Below are 16,466 nucleotides of genomic sequence, written 5' to 3'. Positions count from 1 at the left end.
TTCCTTACCGCATCGCAAGACCGGTGCTGACCTTGATGAGATCACCGGGCAATACCTGCGTATTTTCCTGGGCTTGGATTTCCTTCGACTGGCCGTTCTCGTCGCGAATGATCGTGTAGACGATATTCACGCCCTGCCCGTTGGCATCGAGATTGCTGGCATCGGCCGATTGGGCGACCGCTTCCTGCATCAGGGACTGGCTGGTGGAAAGCTTCAGCTGCAGCGTTTCCAGCTGGGTATCGGTATCCTGCATGTCCTGTGCCAGCGAGCTCTGCCAGTCGTTGTGCAAGGTGATCTCGTCCTGATTGGCCTTGTTGATGTCCTGCTTGGCCTTCAGCGACGCCGTTTCGGTATCCAGAAGCGTAGCCTCCAGATCGGATGCGCGCTGCTCGGCGGAAATCCGGCGGGATGCGAGCTCCAGCCCTCTTTCGGCAAGGCTTTCGACCTTGTCGCGGTCGGCCTTGGCCAGATCCAGCTGACGGCTCTGCGTGTCGTTCTTCTTCGAAAGGGCCTCGACTTCGTTCTGCAGCAGCGTCTTCAGATCTTCCAGGGATTGCAGCTGCGTCTTCATGCGCTGGCTGCGCGTGTCCATCAGCGCCTTTTCGCTTGCGAGCAGGCTTGCCGCCTGCGGCAGCTGCTTGAGGTCCGCCGGAACCTCGATTTCGTCCTTGCCCGTCAGCTCGGCCATCAGGCGTGCCTTGCGCATCAACAGGCGCCCGCGCTCTGCCATATAGACGACGGCATCGCCCTTGGCATTGATGAAGTCGCGTGCAAAACGCTGCCCGGCATCGGCGCGGCGCATGCCGCCGCCGAGGCTCACCGCCTTAAGCACGGTCAGGTTGGGCGCAAACGGATATTCCCCGGGATTCTGGACCTCCCCGGAAAGGTAGATCGGCCGGAACTGAGACATTTCCACGGAAGCCGAAGGCCGATCGCGCAGGCCGAACTGCTTCTGCAGGCCGATGCCGATAGCTTCCGCGATCTCATCTGTCGTCTTGCCCGTGGCGGGCATTTCGCCGATGAACGGGATGGAAATCGAACCGGAAGGGCCGACCGTGTAGTCGCCCGAGATCACCGACCAATCGCGGATGGTGCCTTCGGCGGTCTGCCATTCGGCAACGCGCACATGCAGCTTGTCCATGACTCCCAGATGGTAGCCGGGCAGATTATCGGCCGCGGCGGAAACGGAAGCTGCGCAAAGGCTAAGAGCAACGAAAGCTGCGCACCGGAGCGATGTGTTGACGCGAACGAGCCTCTTGGAAGGCCGAAATTCAATCATGCAGGATCTTCCCTGTTACTGGTTGGCAGCCCGCAAGATGCGGAAACCCGCAGGAAACCTTCCGCGGCGGCTGCCAGTCGTCATCAATAGCTGCCACGCGAGAGGCAGACTGCAGGAATGGTTTTGGCGATGATCATCATGTCGCTGCCAAGCGACCAGTTCTTCACATAATGCGTGTCGAAGGCGACACGGCTTTCATAGGAGACGTCGTTGCGGCCGCTCACCTGCCACAGACCGGTAAGGCCGGGGCGGGACTGCAGGTAATAGATCGCCGCGGTCTCATAAAGCTCGAGCTCGTCTTCCACGACCGGACGCGGACCGACGACGCTCATTTCGCCGCGGATGATATTGATCAACTGCGGCAGTTCATCGAGGCTGAGCTTGCGAAGCACAGATCCGACGGTCGTGACGCGAGGGTCGTTCTGGAGCTTGCGCGTCGCGCGCCATTCTTCCATTGCTCTCGGGTCCGACTGAAGATGGGCATGCAGAACCTTGTCGCCACCGACGACCATGGTGCGGAACTTCAGGCAGCGGAAGGTCCGGCCGTTGTGGCCTATGCGGCGATGCCCGTAGAAGGCGGGTCCGTTGTCCGTAAGTTTCACCAGCAACATCAGCATCAGGAAAAGCGGGCTGATGAGAACCAGTGCGGTCATTGCGGCAGAGACGTCGAAAACGCGTTTCAATACTCCACCAGTGGGCGGAAAGACGTCGCTTTCCGCGGCGCTGAAAAAAGCCGATGTGGCCGATCTCGTCGCAGACTTCATAGAGAAAACTCCATTCATGTTGACGATTGGTCGGAAATTCTCGGACGCGTAATTAGAGCCGGGATGATTGGAGTGTAGGTTGGGATTTGGACTTTTTAAGCCAAACTTTTGTAGCGATATGGCATGGTGGTATGAATTTACCGCATCGCTGGTGACTTGGTTTAAATCAGTGATTGGTTATAGATGGGATGTACTGTATCGAGCGTCGTATAACGGCAGCGCCGATAGCTCTGACACGTCGCGGCGGATGTTTTCCAAGGACGTTATAGAGAGAGAAAGGGAAGTTGTTCATTATCATTGGCTTCGATAGCCTCCGATCGCTTTTCCGTTAGCTGCACGCCATATTGGTTCTTCTACGGGATATATTGCATTGCAGCAATATTTTGCGGCGCACATACTGAGGCCGGCTTTTTCAGGACTTTGTAATAAAAGTTGATTGATCCGGCGACGGCGCCAGCCGCAAACGGAGGCCACGGCACGTCTTTATAATTGTGCAAATTTGGCATATCGCCGTATAATTGCGGATAAGAAAATGAACAAATTCAATTCTAATTATAATTGGGGTGTAGTTTTAACGCGCGCGGCGTAAAGATCGTCTCAATTCGCAACGGATCGCCCTGACTTGGTTGAATCTCAATGAATCATAAAATATATTTGAGTTTCAGGTCTGATAAGGGAGGAAAGACCTTGGTCGTTTTTTACACGATGGCTGAGCGGGCGAGGTAAGATTATGTATTCGCCGCGCGTTTTTATCAGCATGCTGGGCACGCTGATCGTATTTGCCATCGCGACATATTTTTTGACGAATTCTCTTTGGACGACCCTGATCGAAACGATCATCTGCGCGGTCCTCCTGCAGATCGGCTATTTCCTGGGTATTCTCTATCTGGTCTGGAAAGAGGGCAAATCGCGCCTTGCCTTGCTGAATGAAGACAAGGGGCCGGTGCCTGGCCAGGAGGAAGCCAAGGTCGGCGGCCTTGCCGCGTCCAATCTCAAGCAATCCGAGCCGTTCAACCCCTGAGCCGGATCGGCGGCAGCATCTTTTGGCGGTCTGGCGGTTGTCGGATCTAAGCGACGTCCTAAGTCTCCGGCAGAAGCATCGGAGGCTGACGTGACCGACAGTGCAGAAAACAGCGTCTGCGTAATCATTGCCGCGAAGAATGCCAGCGAGACCATTGGGCTGGCCGTAGCCTCGGCTCTTCGGGAGCCCGAAGTGGCGGAGGTCGTCGTCATCGACGATGGCTCGACGGATGGAACCGCCGCAGCCGCCGCCAGCGCGGACGATGGCAGCGGCAGGCTGACGATCCGCGAATTCGAGAAAAATCGCGGGCCGGCGGCCGCGCGCAATCACGCGATCGAGATATCCAGGGCACCGCTGATCGGTATTCTCGACGCCGATGATTTCTTCTTTCCCGGACGCTTTGCCTCGCTGCTTGCTGCCGACGACTGGGATTTCGTCGCCGACAATATCGCGTTCGTCAACGCCGATACGGTTCCGGATGCGCATGCAAGGCTCGATCATTTCGATGCGAAGCCGCGTTTTCTCGATCTCGTTGCCTTCGTCGAGGGCAATATTTCCAAGCGCGGCGTGCGCCGCGGCGAAATCGGCTTCCTGAAGCCCCTGATGCGCCGCTCTTTTCTCGATGCGCATGGCCTGCGCTACAACGAAGCATTGCGCCTCGGCGAAGACTACGACCTCTACGTCCGTGCGCTCGCCCGGCGCGCGCGCTACAAGATCATTCATAGCTGCGGTTACGGCGCAGTCGTGCGCAGCGATTCCCTAAGCGGCCGCCACAGGACCGAGGATTTGCGGCGGCTTTATGAGGCCGACCAGGCGGTCCTTGCAAAGGGCGGCCTTTCTTCAGCCGATGCAGCGGCGATCCGCCGCCACGAACGGCATATTCGCGACCGCTACGAGCTAAGGCACTTTCTCGATATCAAGTCGCAGTCCGGGCTGTTGCCCGCGGCGGGCTATGCGCTTGCGCATCCCTTCGCCGTTCCGGCCATCGCCGGCGGCATCCTGGCGGACAAGACGGAACGTTTCCGCAAGGGCGGCGGGGCGCCCATCGCCCATTCCGGCGCAAACGGCCTGCGCTATCTTCTGCAGGCCGCGCCGGAATAGACCTGTCGCGGGCTGAACACTTAAAGCGGTTGCTCGTCTTTACGCATTTCCGGACAGAAAACCGCTGTGCACTTTTTCTGGAATTACTCTAGAGATAGTCGCGCCGTACGCCTTCGATCACATTCAGAAGGCGTTCCTTGCAGGAGGCAAGCGCGCTGTCCTTGCTCAGCTGCGGCTTTGCCTTGCTGGCCTGCCAGAGGGCAAGCGCCGAGGGCATGGCGAGGGCCTGCTTTGCCATCACCCGAAGCGTGGTCTGCTCGGGGTCGGCCAGCAGGATATTTTCGCCATAGCGCTGCTTTTCGAGTTCGGCCGCGGCTTGCTTGCTGCGTTCGAAGCCGACGCCCCAGAACCGGGCTCCCTTGGCGATCGCCTCGGCACGAGTGGAAACGGGAATGTGTTTCGGCTGATAGGTGACACCGAGCGAACGGGCCCAGTCATTCCACTTGAAGCTGTTGATGGAGCGCGAGGAACTGACCGCAATCCACGGAACGCGGAAGGCATCGGCAAGAATTGCGCCATGCATGGATTCGGCCACGATCAGTTCGGAGGCTGCGATCTCGCGGATCACGGCCTTCGCCTCGCCACGAGGATCGAGATAGGAAAGGCCGACGGTCTTGCAGATCTCGGGCCAGAGGCCGGCGGCCGCCGATTCCCAATGCGGTATGAAGGTGCGCTTGCCGTTCTTCGACAGGTTCTGGAATTCCGGCATCTCCGTCACCAGCACGGCGGGATCGACGATGCCCATCTCGCTCGGCAAACCGGCCTTCTGCGCCGTCAGCGGGCCGCGGACGCTGCGGACATCCCAATGCGACCTGTCGCGCATATCGGGCAGGGAGCCATAGCCGAAGCCGCTGCCGATGACGAGCTTGCGCCCATCGGCGGGCAGGATTTCCGTATTGAGGACGGTTCCGACGCCGACCAGCAATGTTTCTTCATGAACCTCGCGCAGCCCGGGAAGCAGGAAATCCCAGAGCCAGAGATTGAGATCGTCACCGAAATTGCCATGGGTCGATTCCCAGTGGAACGGCTTCATGCAGGACTCCTTGCTGATCCAAACGAATAACGGGAACATGCCGAGGCTCATGGATGCGGCATGCGCAGTTTATGCTGCGGTGCAAAATCTAGGGCGCGAGTTTGCCCACGGCAAGGCGCATGGCGCTTTGTAAGATGGCAGGGTCGCGCAGCGCCCATTTCGCCAGCAGTCCGAATTGCGGCAGTCGCCGTTGCCGCATCTGCCGCGCCTGGCTCCAGAGTGCCTGCCGGCGGGCGCGGTTCTTGTAGCCGCGAATGGCCTCGACATCCTGCGGTCTGCGAGAGAATCTCCGCTCCAATGTGTCAAGCGCCGTCCAGGTGTTGAATTGCTGGCGCAGAAACTGCGGTGAATCGTTGTCGATGCTATGAAAGATATTCACGCCTTCACCGCGCAGCGCGCCCGCATTTTCGCACAGCAGCACGCGCCTGGCCGCCAGAATGCAGTCGCAGAAGAAAAGAATGTCTTCGGCCGCGAGCCGCAGCGTCGGCTCAAAACGGATTTTTTCGAAAAGCGGCCTGCCGATCACCATGCAGGACATGTGGAGGAAACTCCAGTCCTGCAGCATGACGCTGGCGATATCGGGGATTTCGATGACCGCAGGCCGATCCGACAGCCGGACCGTATCGGTCGACTTGCCCAGTTCCGCAATGCTGAAGTGGTAATAGAACTCCTCGCCGCCCTCTATGGAGTCCCAATAGCAATCGGCCTGATAGTGTGTCAGCGTTCCGAATGCATTGCTGAGATGTTCCGGCGCCCATTCGTCGTCCGAGTCCAGAAAAGCCACGAACCGGCTGTCCGCCGGAACATTGTTAAGGCCGGTGTTGCGCGCGCCTCCCGGGCCCGCGTTGATCTGGCGGATCACGCGGATACGCTTTCGTTCCTCGTTGCTCAGCGATTGCAGCTCGCTTTCCGCCGGAAGCGGCGATTCATCGTCGACGATGAGAATATCGAAATCCTGAAACGTCTGCCGGAATATCGATTTCAAAGCGCGCTGCAGAACACCGACATGCTTCTGGTAGAACGGAACAACAATCGTAATGGACGCCATTTCCCCGCCTTTACGTTTTAATTCAAGAGCTTGCGATCTCATCCGATGAGGTCGCGGCGATCTGCGTTGCGGCGGCTCCCACCGTCCTCTCCGGCTGGTTTTCCGCGAAAGGACGTCGCCGTGACGCCAACAGGTAGCGTCCATTCGATGCGGAGCAATGTCGAACAAGGAGATTTTCGGGAACTTTATGCATCCGTGTCCTGGCCGCCGGTTTGCATCATGGCTGGACCGCCGCCATGCGCAGCGCGCCGGGATGGGACGTCACTGCACTTATGAGAGGAGAATGGCGGGCCGATTTTCTCATCGTGATTGAAATCCTGTCGCATTTTGGTCATGCTTCGCCTGCCGAATTGTGTTGCGCTGCAAAAAATCTTCACCTTCCAGAGAAAAAATCGATGCGCGTTGAACGCTTCCTGCGGCTGCCGCCATCGAGGCGTCGGATCGCATCTAAGTGCCTTTCGCAGAAGGGCTTTTCTTCGATCTAAATCGATTGTTTCACGTCCTGAGCGGCATAAAACGGTGTTTCCGGCGGCCGGCGGCATCTCTCATTTCGCTCATTTTTGCTGCGCTGCCATATTCCCTTTCCAAAGAGCGCCCTAGGTTACGTCTGCGAGCACTGCTCTGTTCTATTTGAAATGGCTGCGAGGGGGGATGCAGCCCGAAGAAGGGGTGACAGACATCGTGAATGTGACTGCCAACGTGTCTTCGCGGATAAACCTCATGCGTATCGTGCTCATCTCGGGCATCATCTTTGTCCATATACCGTTCGATCCGCAGACCAGTCCGTTCAATGGCGCCTATGGTCTTTTCGACTGGCTGCGGGTGTTCCTGCGTGACAGTCTGTTCCGTGTCGGCGTTCCATGCCTGAGCGCGATCTCCGGCTATCTGCTGTTTCGTCATGGCGCGGCATCGCTGGATTATGGAAAAACCATCCGCCGAAAGACAAAGACGGTCATCCTGCCGTTCCTGCTGTGGAATAGTGCATTCTTTATGTTCGTACTGATCCTTCAGCACTACGGCATTGGCGACGGATATCTGCCGGATCTTTCGGAAGCTACTCCGCATACGCTTGCGACTCTTCTGTTTGCAATCGACGGAACTCCGATCAACCTGCCACTTTACTTCCTGCGCGATCTATTCGTCTGCATTCTGTTATCGCCGATCCTTGCCTTCCTCATACGTCGCGCACCGCTGCCGACGCTGGGTTTTCTACTTCTGCTTGCTGCATGGCCGGTATCGATCGGCATCGTGCTGCGGAATTCTATTCTCTTCAGCTTCAGCTTCGGCATCTATCTCAGTCTTCACCGCATCGACGTCACGATCGTGGATCGTTATGCGGCCTTGATCGGTACTGCCTTCATTGCGCTTGCGGCACTTCTGGCAACCGCTGCCTATATGACCGGCCCCGGTCTGCCCTTGTGGCTCGAGGTTTGCCGCAATCTGATGGTGCTCGTCGGCATACCGGGCTTCTGGGCGCTGTCGGCAATCCTCATCCGCAGCAGGGTCGGGCAGGCACTGGCGGATACCGGCGGGCTGAGTTTCTGGATCTTTTGCGCGCATTATCCGCTGCTGTTCTGTCTCTGGGTCCTGTGGAACCGTGGCGGCAGCGACCTTTACCCGATTTTCTATCTTCTGGCCGCAGCGCTTTCCTTGCTGCTGCTGCCCTTGACCAACGGCATGGCGCGTTACGCCTTGCCGAGCTTCTACAACCTTCTGACCGGCAGCCGGACGCGGCCACAGGCCGAAGCCCGTGTTGCCTCGAGCCGCCCCGCCGACGATCGGCCTGTGCGTTCCGAGCAAAGGTGATGCCATGACGACATTCAAAAGCTACGTGCAAAGATTCGGTCTTGTTTCCATCGCTCTCGTCAATGTTTGCGTCCTGCCTCAGACCGTTGCGGCACAGGATGCTCAGCCGACGGGCGGGTCCTTCGTCGACAATTTCGAACGCCTGGACAGTAGCCGCTGGTACGTCTCCGATGGCTGGAACAACGGGCCGCACCAGAACTGCACCTGGTCGCGAAAGCAGGTGAGCATCAGCGATGGAATGCTGCAATTGCAGTTCATCCAATCCAGGACGGGCGAGCGCAATTATGCCTGCGGCGAGATCCAGACGACGAAGCGTTACGGCTATGGCACCTATGAGGCGCGCTATCGCACCGCTACCGGGTCCGGGCTGAACTCCGCCTTCTTCACCTATATCGGCCCGACCGACAAGAAGCCGCACGACGAGATCGATTTCGAAGTGCTCGGCAAGAATTCCGGCCAGGTTCAGGTCAACCAGTATATCTCCGCCAAGGGCGGCAACGAGAAGCTGGCGCCGGTCGCCGGCGGCGCCGATCAGGGCTTCAACGACTACGCCTTCGTCTGGGAAAAGGATCGCCTGCGCTACTACGTGAACGGCAAGCTTGTTCAGGATGTCACCGATCCGTCGAAGATACCGACGAATGCGCAGAAGATCTTCTTCAGCCTCTGGGGCACCGACACGCTGAGCGGCTGGATGGGCAAGTTCACCTATAGCGGAAAGCCCGCGACCATGCAGGTCAAGCGCGTCGCCTTCACCGCGGCTGGCGAGAAATGCCTGTTCCCGGAATCGATCACTTGCAAGATCGACTGAACCCGGCCGGGCGCGCGGCATCTCGCGCGCTTGGCTGCATTGCCACGATGCAACACCAGCCACACGAGGCGCCCGGTCCCGGCCAGGCGCAGAAGCGGAAATTTTGATGCTGCATATTCTTTATTTCGTTCACGATCTTGCCGATCCGGCCGTGCGCAGGCGAGTGCTGATGCTGCAGGCCGGCGGAGCGAGCGTGACGCTGGCGGGTTTCCGGCGCGACGACAACGCGCTTGCCGCCATTCATGGCATCGAGCCGATCGAGCTCGGCAGGACGCAGGATGCGCAGTTCGCCCAGCGCGTCGCCGCCGTTGCCAGATCGGCCGCCAAGCTGAGCAGTGCATTGCGCACGGTCGCAAGACCGGATGTCATCATCGGCCGCAACCTCGAAATGCTGGTGCTGGCCAACCGCGCCAGGTCCGTTTTCGGCGGCGACATGCCGATCGTCTATGAATGCCTCGATATTCATCGGCTGTTGCTGCGCAACGATGTGGTGGGCGGCGCGCTCCGCAGCGTGGAGCGTCATTTCGGTTCTCAGGCGTCGTTGCTCATCACCAGTTCGCCCGCCTTTGTCGAACGCTATTTCCGGCCGCGCTCCGGTCTGCGTCTGCCGGTCGTGCTGCTCGAAAACAAGGTATTGGCGCTTGATCCCGCAATACGCTCTGTCACACCGGCCGCGCGTCCGCCGGCTGCGGGTGAACCGTGGAAGATCGGCTGGTTCGGTGCGCTTCGCTGCCGCAAGTCGCTGGTCCTGCTCGACGACGTCTCCCGCCGGATGGACGGCCGTTTCGAAATCGTGCTGCGCGGCAGGCCCGCTTATTCCGAATTCGATGATTTCGATCGCGTCGTGCGCGATGCGCCCTTCATGCAGTTTGCCGGCCCCTACAGGAATCCGGAGGATCTCGCGGCAATCTACAGCGACGTCCAGTTTTCCTGGGCGATAGACTTCTTCGAGGAAGGGTTGAATTCGAGCTGGCTGCTGCCGAACCGCCTTTATGAAGGCGGCCTCCATGGCGCCGTGCCTATCGCGATGGAGGGCACCGAGACGGCCCGGTTTTTGGCGAGCCGAAGGATCGGGCTCATGCTCGACGTGGCCGACGCCGCACATCTGACCGCACTTTTGAATGACATGGACGAGCAGCGTTACCTTGCCGCGTTCGGGGCCATGGCGTCTCAGGATCGCAAGCAATGGATAATCGATCGCGCGGACTGCCAGAGCCTGGTGCAGCGGCTGGCGTCGCTCACGCGCGCCAGCGAGCAGATTGCCGAATTACAGACCCTCCCACAACTGCATCGCAATAGAGGTGGATTGCAATGACGAACGGACGTTCAGGGGACATGCGTTGCATAATCGTTATTCCCTGCCTCAACGAGGAAAAACATATCGAGCCGCTGATTGGCAAGCTCGGCCAGGCGCTCGACGATCTCGATGCCAGGATCGTGGTGGCTGATGGCGGCAGCACCGATCGCACGCGCGAGATTGTCAGGGACATTGCCGAGAGGGATTCGCGGGTTCTTCTGCTCGATAACCCCAAGCGCTTGCAGAGCGCCGCGATCAATCTCGCCATGGAAACCTTCGGCGACGATTGCGAGTATTTCATCCGCATCGACGCGCATGGCGACTATCCCGCCGACTATTGCCAGGCACTGGTTGAGGAGGCGGGCGCGACCGGAGCCGATTCCGTCGTCGTCGCCATGCGCACCATGGGCTTCAGCGCCTTCCAGAAAGCCACGGCCGTCGCGCAGAACTCCAAGCTCGGCAATGGCGGCTCGAAGCATCGCGAAGGCGCAAAAGGCCATTGGGCCGAGCATGGTCATCACGCACTGATGCGTGTCGCGGCTTTCCGCGCCGTCGGCGGCTACGATGAAACGTTCAGCCACAATGAGGATGCCGAGCTCGACTATCGGCTGCACAAGGCAGGGTATCGGATCTGGCTTACGGACAAGACGGCCATGACCTATTATCCGCGCTCCAGCATCCCGACGCTCTTCAAGCAATATCTGGGCTATGGCCGCGGCCGCGCGCGCAACATCCTCAAGCACCGCAGCATGCCGAGCCTACGCCAGATGCTGCCGCTCGCGGTCGTGCCGATCTTCATCGGCGCGTTTCTCGCCATTCTCAACTGGATTGCGGTCATTCCCGTCGGCCTTTGGGCCGTGGCCTGCATCGCCTACGGTTTCTGGATCGCGCTTGGCGAGAAGAATCCCTATGGGCCGCTGGCCGCCATCTCCGCCATGGTCATGCATTTCGCCTGGTCGATGGGCTTCTGGATGGAGGTCTTCAGCTTCCGCAACCGCAGGGTCGTGTCATGACACAAGTCTACCGGCGTCCCATCAGGATCGATATAGCGGTCTGCACCTATCGGCGGGCTGAGCTCGATCAGACGCTGTTGTCGCTGGCCGTGCTCAGCATTCCGGCCGGCGCGGTCGTCCGGATCATCGTGGCCGACAACGATGTCACGCCGAGTGCGCGGGACCGTGTCGACGCCATGCGTTCGGCCGTGCCCTTCGAGATCGTCTATGTCCATTGCCCGGCGTCGAATATCTCGATTGCCCGCAATGCCTGCCTGGATCATGCCAGCGGCGATTTCCTTGCCTTCATCGATGACGACGAGACCGCCTCGGAGGACTGGCTGACGGAAATGCTCGTCATGGCCGATACGACCGGCGCCGATGCCGTTCTCGGGCCCGTGCAGGCGGTTTATACAAACGTCGCTCCGGCATGGATGCGGCGCGGGGATTTCCATTCGACCTTGCCCGTCTGGGTCGCGGGAGAAATTCTGACCGGCTACACCTGCAATGTGTTGCTGCGTCGCGGTGCGCCTTCGCTTGCCGGCCAGCGCTTCAATATCGCGCTTGGGCGCAGCGGCGGCGAGGATACCGAGTTTTTCGCCCATATGCACAAGGCGGGCGGCAGGATCGCCTATGCCGAGGATGCGCTGGTCTACGAGCCCGTCCCCGATGGGCGCGCTACGGTATCCTGGCTGTCGAAGCGCCGCTACCGCATGGGCCAGACCCATGGTCGCATGCTGCTGGAAGCCAAGGGCGGTTTCGGACGCTGGCGGGCGATTGCGCTTGCGGGAGCGAAATCCGCCTATTGCTTCGCCGCCGCGGCGCTGCTCTCGGCGTCTCCGATCAAGCGGCATCGCTATGGCCTGCGCGGCATCATGCATGCCGGCGTTGTCAGCGGCCTCTTCGGCGTTCGCGAAATCGAGCAATACGGAAATCTGGAGAAAGCACCGCAATGACGGATTTCGTCCCCGATGTCAGCTTCGTCATCGCTGCCTACAATGCGGAGGAAACGCTTGGGCGTGCCATCGACAGCGCGTTGGCGCAGGGCGCCGTCAGCATGGAAGTGATCGTCGTCGACGATTGCTCGACGGATGGTACGCGCGACATTGCCGGCAACCATCCCGATCCGCGCGTGCGTCTGATAGCCATGGCCCGTAACGGCGGGCCGGGTGCGGCCCGTAATGCCGGCCTCGATGCGGCCCGCGGCCGCTGGATCGCCGTGCTCGATTCCGATGATGCCTTGCGCCCGGACCGCATGGCACGCCTGATCGGACGGGCCGAAAAGGCAGAAGCACAGATCGCGGTCGACAATCTCGACGTCATTCGCGAGGGCGTGGGGACGATGCTGCCGATGTTCCCGGAGCCGATGCTGGCGCGCATGCCGCTGCTGACGCTGGCGAAGTTCATCTCCTCGAACATGATTTTCCAGTCCGAGCACAACTTCGGCTACATGAAGCCGATCTTCGAGCGGGCGTTCATCGAAAAGCACCATCTGCGCTTCGACGAGGCGCTGCGGATCGGCGAGGACTATATCTTCCTGGCATCGGCGCTGGCGAGAGGCGGTGTCTGCGTCGTCGAGCCGACCGTCGGCTATCTTTACTACATCCGCGAAGGATCGATCTCGCGTGTTCTCAAGAAAGAGCATGTCGAGGCGATGATCGCGGCCGATGCCAAGTTTTTTGCCGAGCATCCCTTCGGTGCCGCCGCCCTTGCCGCACAGCGGCGGCGCACGCGCAATCTGAAGGAAGTCATCGCCTTCCTGAAGCTGGTCGACAGCATCAAGGAGCGCGAGGTGCAGACCATGTTGAAGATCGCCTGCCTCAACCCGCGCGCTGTGCGCCATCTCAGCATGCCGATCGCTGCCCGTTTTCGCCGGTTGGCCGCCTCCTTGCGGAGCGGTCGCGAACCGGCGTCCGCCTCTCAACTCTCCTCGCCCCTGCCAAATATGAGCGCAGGCCCTCACTCTAACAAAGGATAGAGCCATGGACCCCAAGCATCGTGTGAGAAAAGCAGTCATTCCGGTTGCAGGCAACGGAACACGTTTCCTGCCCGCTACAAAGGCCATGCCGAAGGAGATGCTGACGATCGTCGATCGTCCGGTCGTGCAATATGCCGTCGACGAGGCTATTGAGGCCGGCATCGAGCACATCGTCTTCGTCACCAGCCGCAACAAGTCGGCGATCGAAGACCACTTCGACGATACGCCGGAGCTGATTTCGTCGCTTCAACGGGCCGGCAAGAGCCATCAGGTGAGCGAGCTGGAACGCCTCCTGCCGCGGCCGGGCGCTGTCAGCTTCACGCGTCAGCAGGCTCCGCTCGGCCTCGGCCACGCCGTCTGGTGTGCCCGCGACCTGATCGGCGACGAACCGTTCGCCCTGCTTCTGCCCGACATGCTCTGCTACGGCATGCGCGGCTGCATGGCCGGCCTGATGGACCTTTACAACGAGGTCGGCGGCAATATCGTCGCCGTCGAGGAATGTGCCCCGGAAGAGACGTCGAAATACGGCATTATCGGCAAGGGATCGGCCGTGCGTCATGGCTTTGCCGTGACCAAAATGGTCGAAAAGCCGCATCCGTCCGAGGCGCCTTCAAACTTTTACCTCAATGGCCGTTATATTCTGCAGCCTGAGATCTTCGATATTCTGGCCCGCCAGGAGCGCGGTGCCGGCAACGAGATTCAGCTGACCGACGGCATGCTGCGCCTTTCCGAGACGCAATCGTTCCATGCCCAGGTCTATAACGGTCGCACGTTCGACTGCGGGTCCAAGCACGGCTTTATCGAAGCGAACGTGGCCTTCGCGCTCGCTCGCGCCGATATCGGCGGCCTGGTCTACGATTCGATCCGCAATCTGGTCGTCTCGCACGAAGCGCAGATGACCGCCGCTTGAGCCTGTTCGCATTGTGGCCTGCGGCCGAAAAGGCCGCGGGCCATGGCTATTGTTCCTTCAGGCTTCTCCGACAAGGTGGTCGCCATGCATCAAAAGAATTTCACTTTCCAGAGCGCTCTTCCGCAAGCGGAGGCGCAGGATAGCTTTATCGATCTCGACCGGCTGATGGCCGTCGTGATCCGTCGCATCCGCACCATCATTCTCACCGTTGCTGCTTGCGTCATTCTGGCTGTCGCCTATCTGCTGACCGCCACGTCGAGCTATACGTCCATGACGCAGATCCTGCTCGACGAAAGCATGACGAAATATGCGGAGGATCAGCCGCCCGCGGCCAGCAGCCAGCAGGCGGACATGGAAATCGCCAGCGCGGTCGAAATCCTCAAATCGAACGAGATGGCCTTGCGTGTCGTCGACCAGGCAGGCCTTGCCGATAATGCCGTGCTGCTCAATCCGCCGCAATCGCCGGCGGCCCTGCTCAAGTCCGGGGTCGGCCTGATCGCCAGCGTCTTTACGCCGGGTCGCCCGCCGATGACGCCGGAAGAGCAGCGTGAAGCGCAGCGCCAGAAGGTGGCCGCCGTCTTGCAGGACGGCCTCAAGGTCGAGCGTGTCACGCGAAGCTCGGTGGTTGCGGTTTCCTTCAGCTCAACCGACAAGCTGCTGGCCGCCAAGGTCACGCGCGCCTATGCCGACGCTTATCTGACCGACCAGCTGAACGCCAATTTCGATGCGACCGAGCGCGCTTCCGTCTGGCTGCAGGAACGTCTGAACGACCTGCGCCAGCGTGCGCAGGAAGCCTCGCTCGAAGTCGAGAAGTACAAGGCCGACAACGGGCTGACCTCGACCGGCGGCGAGCTGATGTCGGAGCAGCAGATTTCCGACCTGAACAAACAGCTGATCATCGCCCAGGCCGATACGGCGAGCGCTTCCGCCCGCTACAACCAGTATAAATCGATCATCGACCAGGGCCCGGACAACGCGGTCAAGAACGCCACCATCTCGTCGAGCCAGACCGACAATTCGGTGCTGCAGGATCTGAAGACCCGCTATCTCGCCGTCGAGAAGCGTGAGCAGGACGTCACGCAGAACTTCGGTGCCGACCATCCGCAGGCCGTGGCGCTTCGTGCGGAACGCCAGGATATCACGCGGCAGATCTATCAGGAGCTTCAGCAGCTTACCGCCAGCTACAAGAACGAGCTCGACGTTGCGCAATCGCGGGCGGAATCGCTGCGGGAAAGCATCGAGAAGGTCGTCGGCAAGAATTCCGAAGCCAACAAGTCGCTGGTTCACCTGAATGAGCTGAACCAGAAGGCAACCGCGCTGAAGACGCTCTACGAATCCTATCTCGGCCGCTTCGAAGAGGCCACCCAGCAGCGTTCCTTCCCGATCGCCAAGGCGCGTGTCATCTCGGTTGCCGGCGTGCCGACGGCGCCGTCGAGCCCGAAGAAGACGCTCGTGATGGCGCTTTCGGTCATTCTCGGCCTGATGGCCGGTGCCGGCCTGGCCGCCTTCCAGGAGTTCCGCGATCGCTTTTTCCGCGTCGAGGCCGATGTGCGCTCGGCGCTCGGGCTGAAGTTCCTCGGTTATCTGCCTTTGCTCGGTCAACAGGGCAAGGCCAGGAAAAAGCCGCGCAAGGCGAATGCCGGAGCGGAGCCTGTAACGGCGGAAGAGACCGAAAACGGCGTCGCCTTCGAACGGATGATGCGCATTTCGGTCGAAGCGCCGCGTTCGATCTTCGCCGAGACCTTGAGGAATGCCAAGCTTGCCAGCGACGTGATGTTGCAGGGTCGTGCCGATCGCGTGATCGGCGTCGTTTCCGCGCTGCCGGGCGAAGGCAAGTCGACGACGGCCGCGAACTTTGCCGCTTTGCTTGCCAGCAGCGGCAAGCGTACGCTGCTCATCGACGCCGACTTGCGCAATCCCGGTCTCAGCCGGACGCTGAAGACGCCGCCGCAGGCCGGCCTGATCGAGGCTGTGCTCGGCGAGGTCCCATGGACGAATGCCGTGAAGGTGGATCCGCGCACCAAGCTCGCCATCCTGCCGGTTGCCGTGCGCGATCAGCTGTTGCACACCAGCGAGCTTCTGTCCTCGCAGGGCATGCAGCAGCTGATGGAAAACGCGCGCAAGATGTTCGACTACATCATCGTCGATCTTGCGCCTTTGGGGCCGGTCATCGACGCGAAGGCCTTTGCGCCGCAGGTCGATGCCTTCCTGCTCGTCACGGAGTGGGGCGCGACACCCACCAATCTGGTGCGTGACGTTCTGGAGCAGGAGCCGCAGATCAATTCGCGCATCCTCGGCGTCATCCTCAACAAGACCGACATGTCGGAATTGCCGCGCTACAGCGATTTCGGCGGGACGGAGCGCTATCGCCAGAAATATGTGAGCTACTACACCGAGGCGCAGCCGCGTGCCCAGGTGGATGCATAAGT

At 60.2% G+C, this 16,466-nt stretch carries 15 protein-coding genes; 11 read left to right on the top strand and 4 right to left on the bottom strand.

Translation table 11 applies throughout. The annotated features are described in order from the left end of the window. Positions 1–4: 4 nt before the first annotated feature. Both ACJJVH_RS25770 and ACJJVH_RS25765 read right to left on the bottom strand, forming a co-directional pair. Positions 5–1,279 (bottom strand): polysaccharide biosynthesis/export family protein, encoded by a 1,275-nt coding sequence (locus ACJJVH_RS25770; RefSeq protein ID WP_112798730.1) that lies wholly within the window; start codon positions 1,277–1,279, stop codon positions 5–7. Positions 1,280–1,362: 83 nt separating this feature from the next. Continuing rightward, positions 1,363–2,043 (bottom strand): sugar transferase, encoded by a 681-nt coding sequence (locus ACJJVH_RS25765; protein ID WP_112798727.1) that lies wholly within the window; start codon positions 2,041–2,043, stop codon positions 1,363–1,365. Positions 2,044–2,842: 799 nt separating this feature from the next. Between ACJJVH_RS25765 and ACJJVH_RS25760 the strand changes: the two genes are divergently transcribed. After that, complete coding sequence (locus ACJJVH_RS25760; protein WP_412065505.1) at positions 2,843–3,064, top strand: exopolysaccharide production repressor protein; 222 nt, start codon at positions 2,843–2,845, stop codon at positions 3,062–3,064. Positions 3,065–3,154: 90 nt separating this feature from the next. After that, positions 3,155–4,165, top strand: a complete 1,011-nt coding sequence (locus tag ACJJVH_RS25755) for a glycosyltransferase family 2 protein (protein ID WP_113393358.1) — start codon at positions 3,155–3,157, stop codon at positions 4,163–4,165. Between the two features lie 88 nt (positions 4,166–4,253). Here ACJJVH_RS25755 and ACJJVH_RS25750 read toward each other — a convergent pair whose 3' ends face one another. Further along, positions 4,254–5,198 carry a polysaccharide pyruvyl transferase family protein gene (locus tag ACJJVH_RS25750; RefSeq protein ID WP_412065504.1) on the bottom strand — a complete coding sequence of 315 codons (945 nt, stop codon included), beginning with the start codon at positions 5,196–5,198 and terminating at the stop codon, positions 4,254–4,256. A gap of 88 nt (positions 5,199–5,286) precedes the next feature. Next, entirely contained in the window at positions 5,287–6,246 is a 960-nt protein-coding gene (locus tag ACJJVH_RS25745; RefSeq protein WP_113357317.1) for a glycosyltransferase family 2 protein, read from the bottom strand. 236 nt (positions 6,247–6,482) lie between these two features. On the opposite strand from ACJJVH_RS25745, the gene ACJJVH_RS25740 reads away from it, so the two are divergent. The 9 genes from ACJJVH_RS25740 (at position 6,483) to ACJJVH_RS25700 (ending at position 16,464) form a co-directional block, all read left to right on the top strand. Then, complete coding sequence (locus tag ACJJVH_RS25740; protein WP_412065503.1) at positions 6,483–6,731, top strand: hypothetical protein; 249 nt, start codon at positions 6,483–6,485, stop codon at positions 6,729–6,731. A gap of 235 nt (positions 6,732–6,966) precedes the next feature. Then, positions 6,967–8,052 carry an acyltransferase family protein gene (locus ACJJVH_RS25735; RefSeq protein ID WP_162760922.1) on the top strand — a complete coding sequence of 362 codons (1,086 nt, stop codon included), beginning with the start codon at positions 6,967–6,969 and terminating at the stop codon, positions 8,050–8,052. A 4-nt stretch (positions 8,053–8,056) separates the two neighbouring features. Beyond that, positions 8,057–8,860, top strand: a complete 804-nt coding sequence (locus ACJJVH_RS25730; RefSeq protein ID WP_412065502.1) for a glycoside hydrolase family 16 protein — start codon at positions 8,057–8,059, stop codon at positions 8,858–8,860. A gap of 106 nt (positions 8,861–8,966) precedes the next feature. Continuing rightward, positions 8,967–10,175, top strand: coding sequence for a glycosyl transferase family 1 (locus ACJJVH_RS25725; protein WP_412065501.1), 1,209 nt, complete (start codon positions 8,967–8,969; stop codon positions 10,173–10,175). A 20-nt stretch (positions 10,176–10,195) separates the two neighbouring features. After that, a complete protein-coding gene (locus ACJJVH_RS25720; protein WP_412065500.1) occupies positions 10,196–11,170 on the top strand; it encodes a glycosyltransferase family 2 protein in 975 nt (324 codons plus the stop codon). After that, entirely contained in the window at positions 11,167–12,105 is a 939-nt protein-coding gene (locus ACJJVH_RS25715) for a glycosyltransferase (protein ID WP_412065499.1), read from the top strand. Before ACJJVH_RS25720 ends, ACJJVH_RS25715 begins: the two co-directional genes overlap by 4 nt. Then, positions 12,102–13,127 carry a glycosyltransferase family 2 protein gene (locus tag ACJJVH_RS25710; RefSeq protein WP_113393361.1) on the top strand — a complete coding sequence of 342 codons (1,026 nt, stop codon included), beginning with the start codon at positions 12,102–12,104 and terminating at the stop codon, positions 13,125–13,127. The genes ACJJVH_RS25715 and ACJJVH_RS25710 overlap by 4 nt, the downstream gene beginning before the upstream one ends. Before the next feature lie 4 nt (positions 13,128–13,131). After that, positions 13,132–14,037 carry a UTP--glucose-1-phosphate uridylyltransferase GalU gene (gene galU / locus ACJJVH_RS25705; protein WP_113357323.1) on the top strand — a complete coding sequence of 302 codons (906 nt, stop codon included), beginning with the start codon at positions 13,132–13,134 and terminating at the stop codon, positions 14,035–14,037. A gap of 84 nt (positions 14,038–14,121) precedes the next feature. Then, a complete protein-coding gene (locus ACJJVH_RS25700; protein WP_113357397.1) occupies positions 14,122–16,464 on the top strand; it encodes a polysaccharide biosynthesis tyrosine autokinase in 2,343 nt (780 codons plus the stop codon). The last annotated feature ends 2 nt before the right edge of the window (positions 16,465–16,466 follow it).

The sequence above is a fragment of the Rhizobium sp. SYY.PMSO genome (assembly GCF_046840415.1).
Classification (GTDB): Bacteria; Pseudomonadota; Alphaproteobacteria; order Rhizobiales; family Rhizobiaceae; genus Rhizobium.
Note: the sequence above shows the minus strand (reverse complement) of the source record. Positions and strands in the feature narration are given on the sequence as shown.

What these genes read in the sequence shown, in the direction of transcription:
- ACJJVH_RS25745 (WP_113357317.1), bottom strand. Translation starts at nt 6,246, where the DNA reads ATGGCGTCCATTACGATTGTTGTTCCGTTCTACCAGAAGCATGTCGGT.
- ACJJVH_RS25770 (WP_112798730.1), bottom strand. Translation starts at nt 1,279, where the DNA reads ATGATTGAATTTCGGCCTTCCAAGAGGCTCGTTCGCGTCAACACATCG.
- ACJJVH_RS25730 (WP_412065502.1), top strand. Translation starts at nt 8,057, where the DNA reads ATGACGACATTCAAAAGCTACGTGCAAAGATTCGGTCTTGTTTCCATC.
- ACJJVH_RS25740 (WP_412065503.1), top strand. Translation starts at nt 6,483, where the DNA reads ATGCGCAGCGCGCCGGGATGGGACGTCACTGCACTTATGAGAGGAGAA.
- ACJJVH_RS25735 (WP_162760922.1), top strand. Translation starts at nt 6,967, where the DNA reads ATGCGTATCGTGCTCATCTCGGGCATCATCTTTGTCCATATACCGTTC.
- ACJJVH_RS25700 (WP_113357397.1), top strand. Translation starts at nt 14,122, where the DNA reads ATGCATCAAAAGAATTTCACTTTCCAGAGCGCTCTTCCGCAAGCGGAG.
- ACJJVH_RS25750 (WP_412065504.1), bottom strand. Translation starts at nt 5,198, where the DNA reads ATGAAGCCGTTCCACTGGGAATCGACCCATGGCAATTTCGGTGACGAT.
- ACJJVH_RS25715 (WP_412065499.1), top strand. Translation starts at nt 11,167, where the DNA reads ATGACACAAGTCTACCGGCGTCCCATCAGGATCGATATAGCGGTCTGC.
- ACJJVH_RS25765 (WP_112798727.1), bottom strand. Translation starts at nt 2,043, where the DNA reads ATGAAGTCTGCGACGAGATCGGCCACATCGGCTTTTTTCAGCGCCGCG.
- galU (WP_113357323.1), top strand. Translation starts at nt 13,132, where the DNA reads ATGGACCCCAAGCATCGTGTGAGAAAAGCAGTCATTCCGGTTGCAGGC.
- ACJJVH_RS25720 (WP_412065500.1), top strand. Translation starts at nt 10,196, where the DNA reads ATGCGTTGCATAATCGTTATTCCCTGCCTCAACGAGGAAAAACATATC.
- ACJJVH_RS25710 (WP_113393361.1), top strand. Translation starts at nt 12,102, where the DNA reads ATGACGGATTTCGTCCCCGATGTCAGCTTCGTCATCGCTGCCTACAAT.
- ACJJVH_RS25725 (WP_412065501.1), top strand. Translation starts at nt 8,967, where the DNA reads ATGCTGCATATTCTTTATTTCGTTCACGATCTTGCCGATCCGGCCGTG.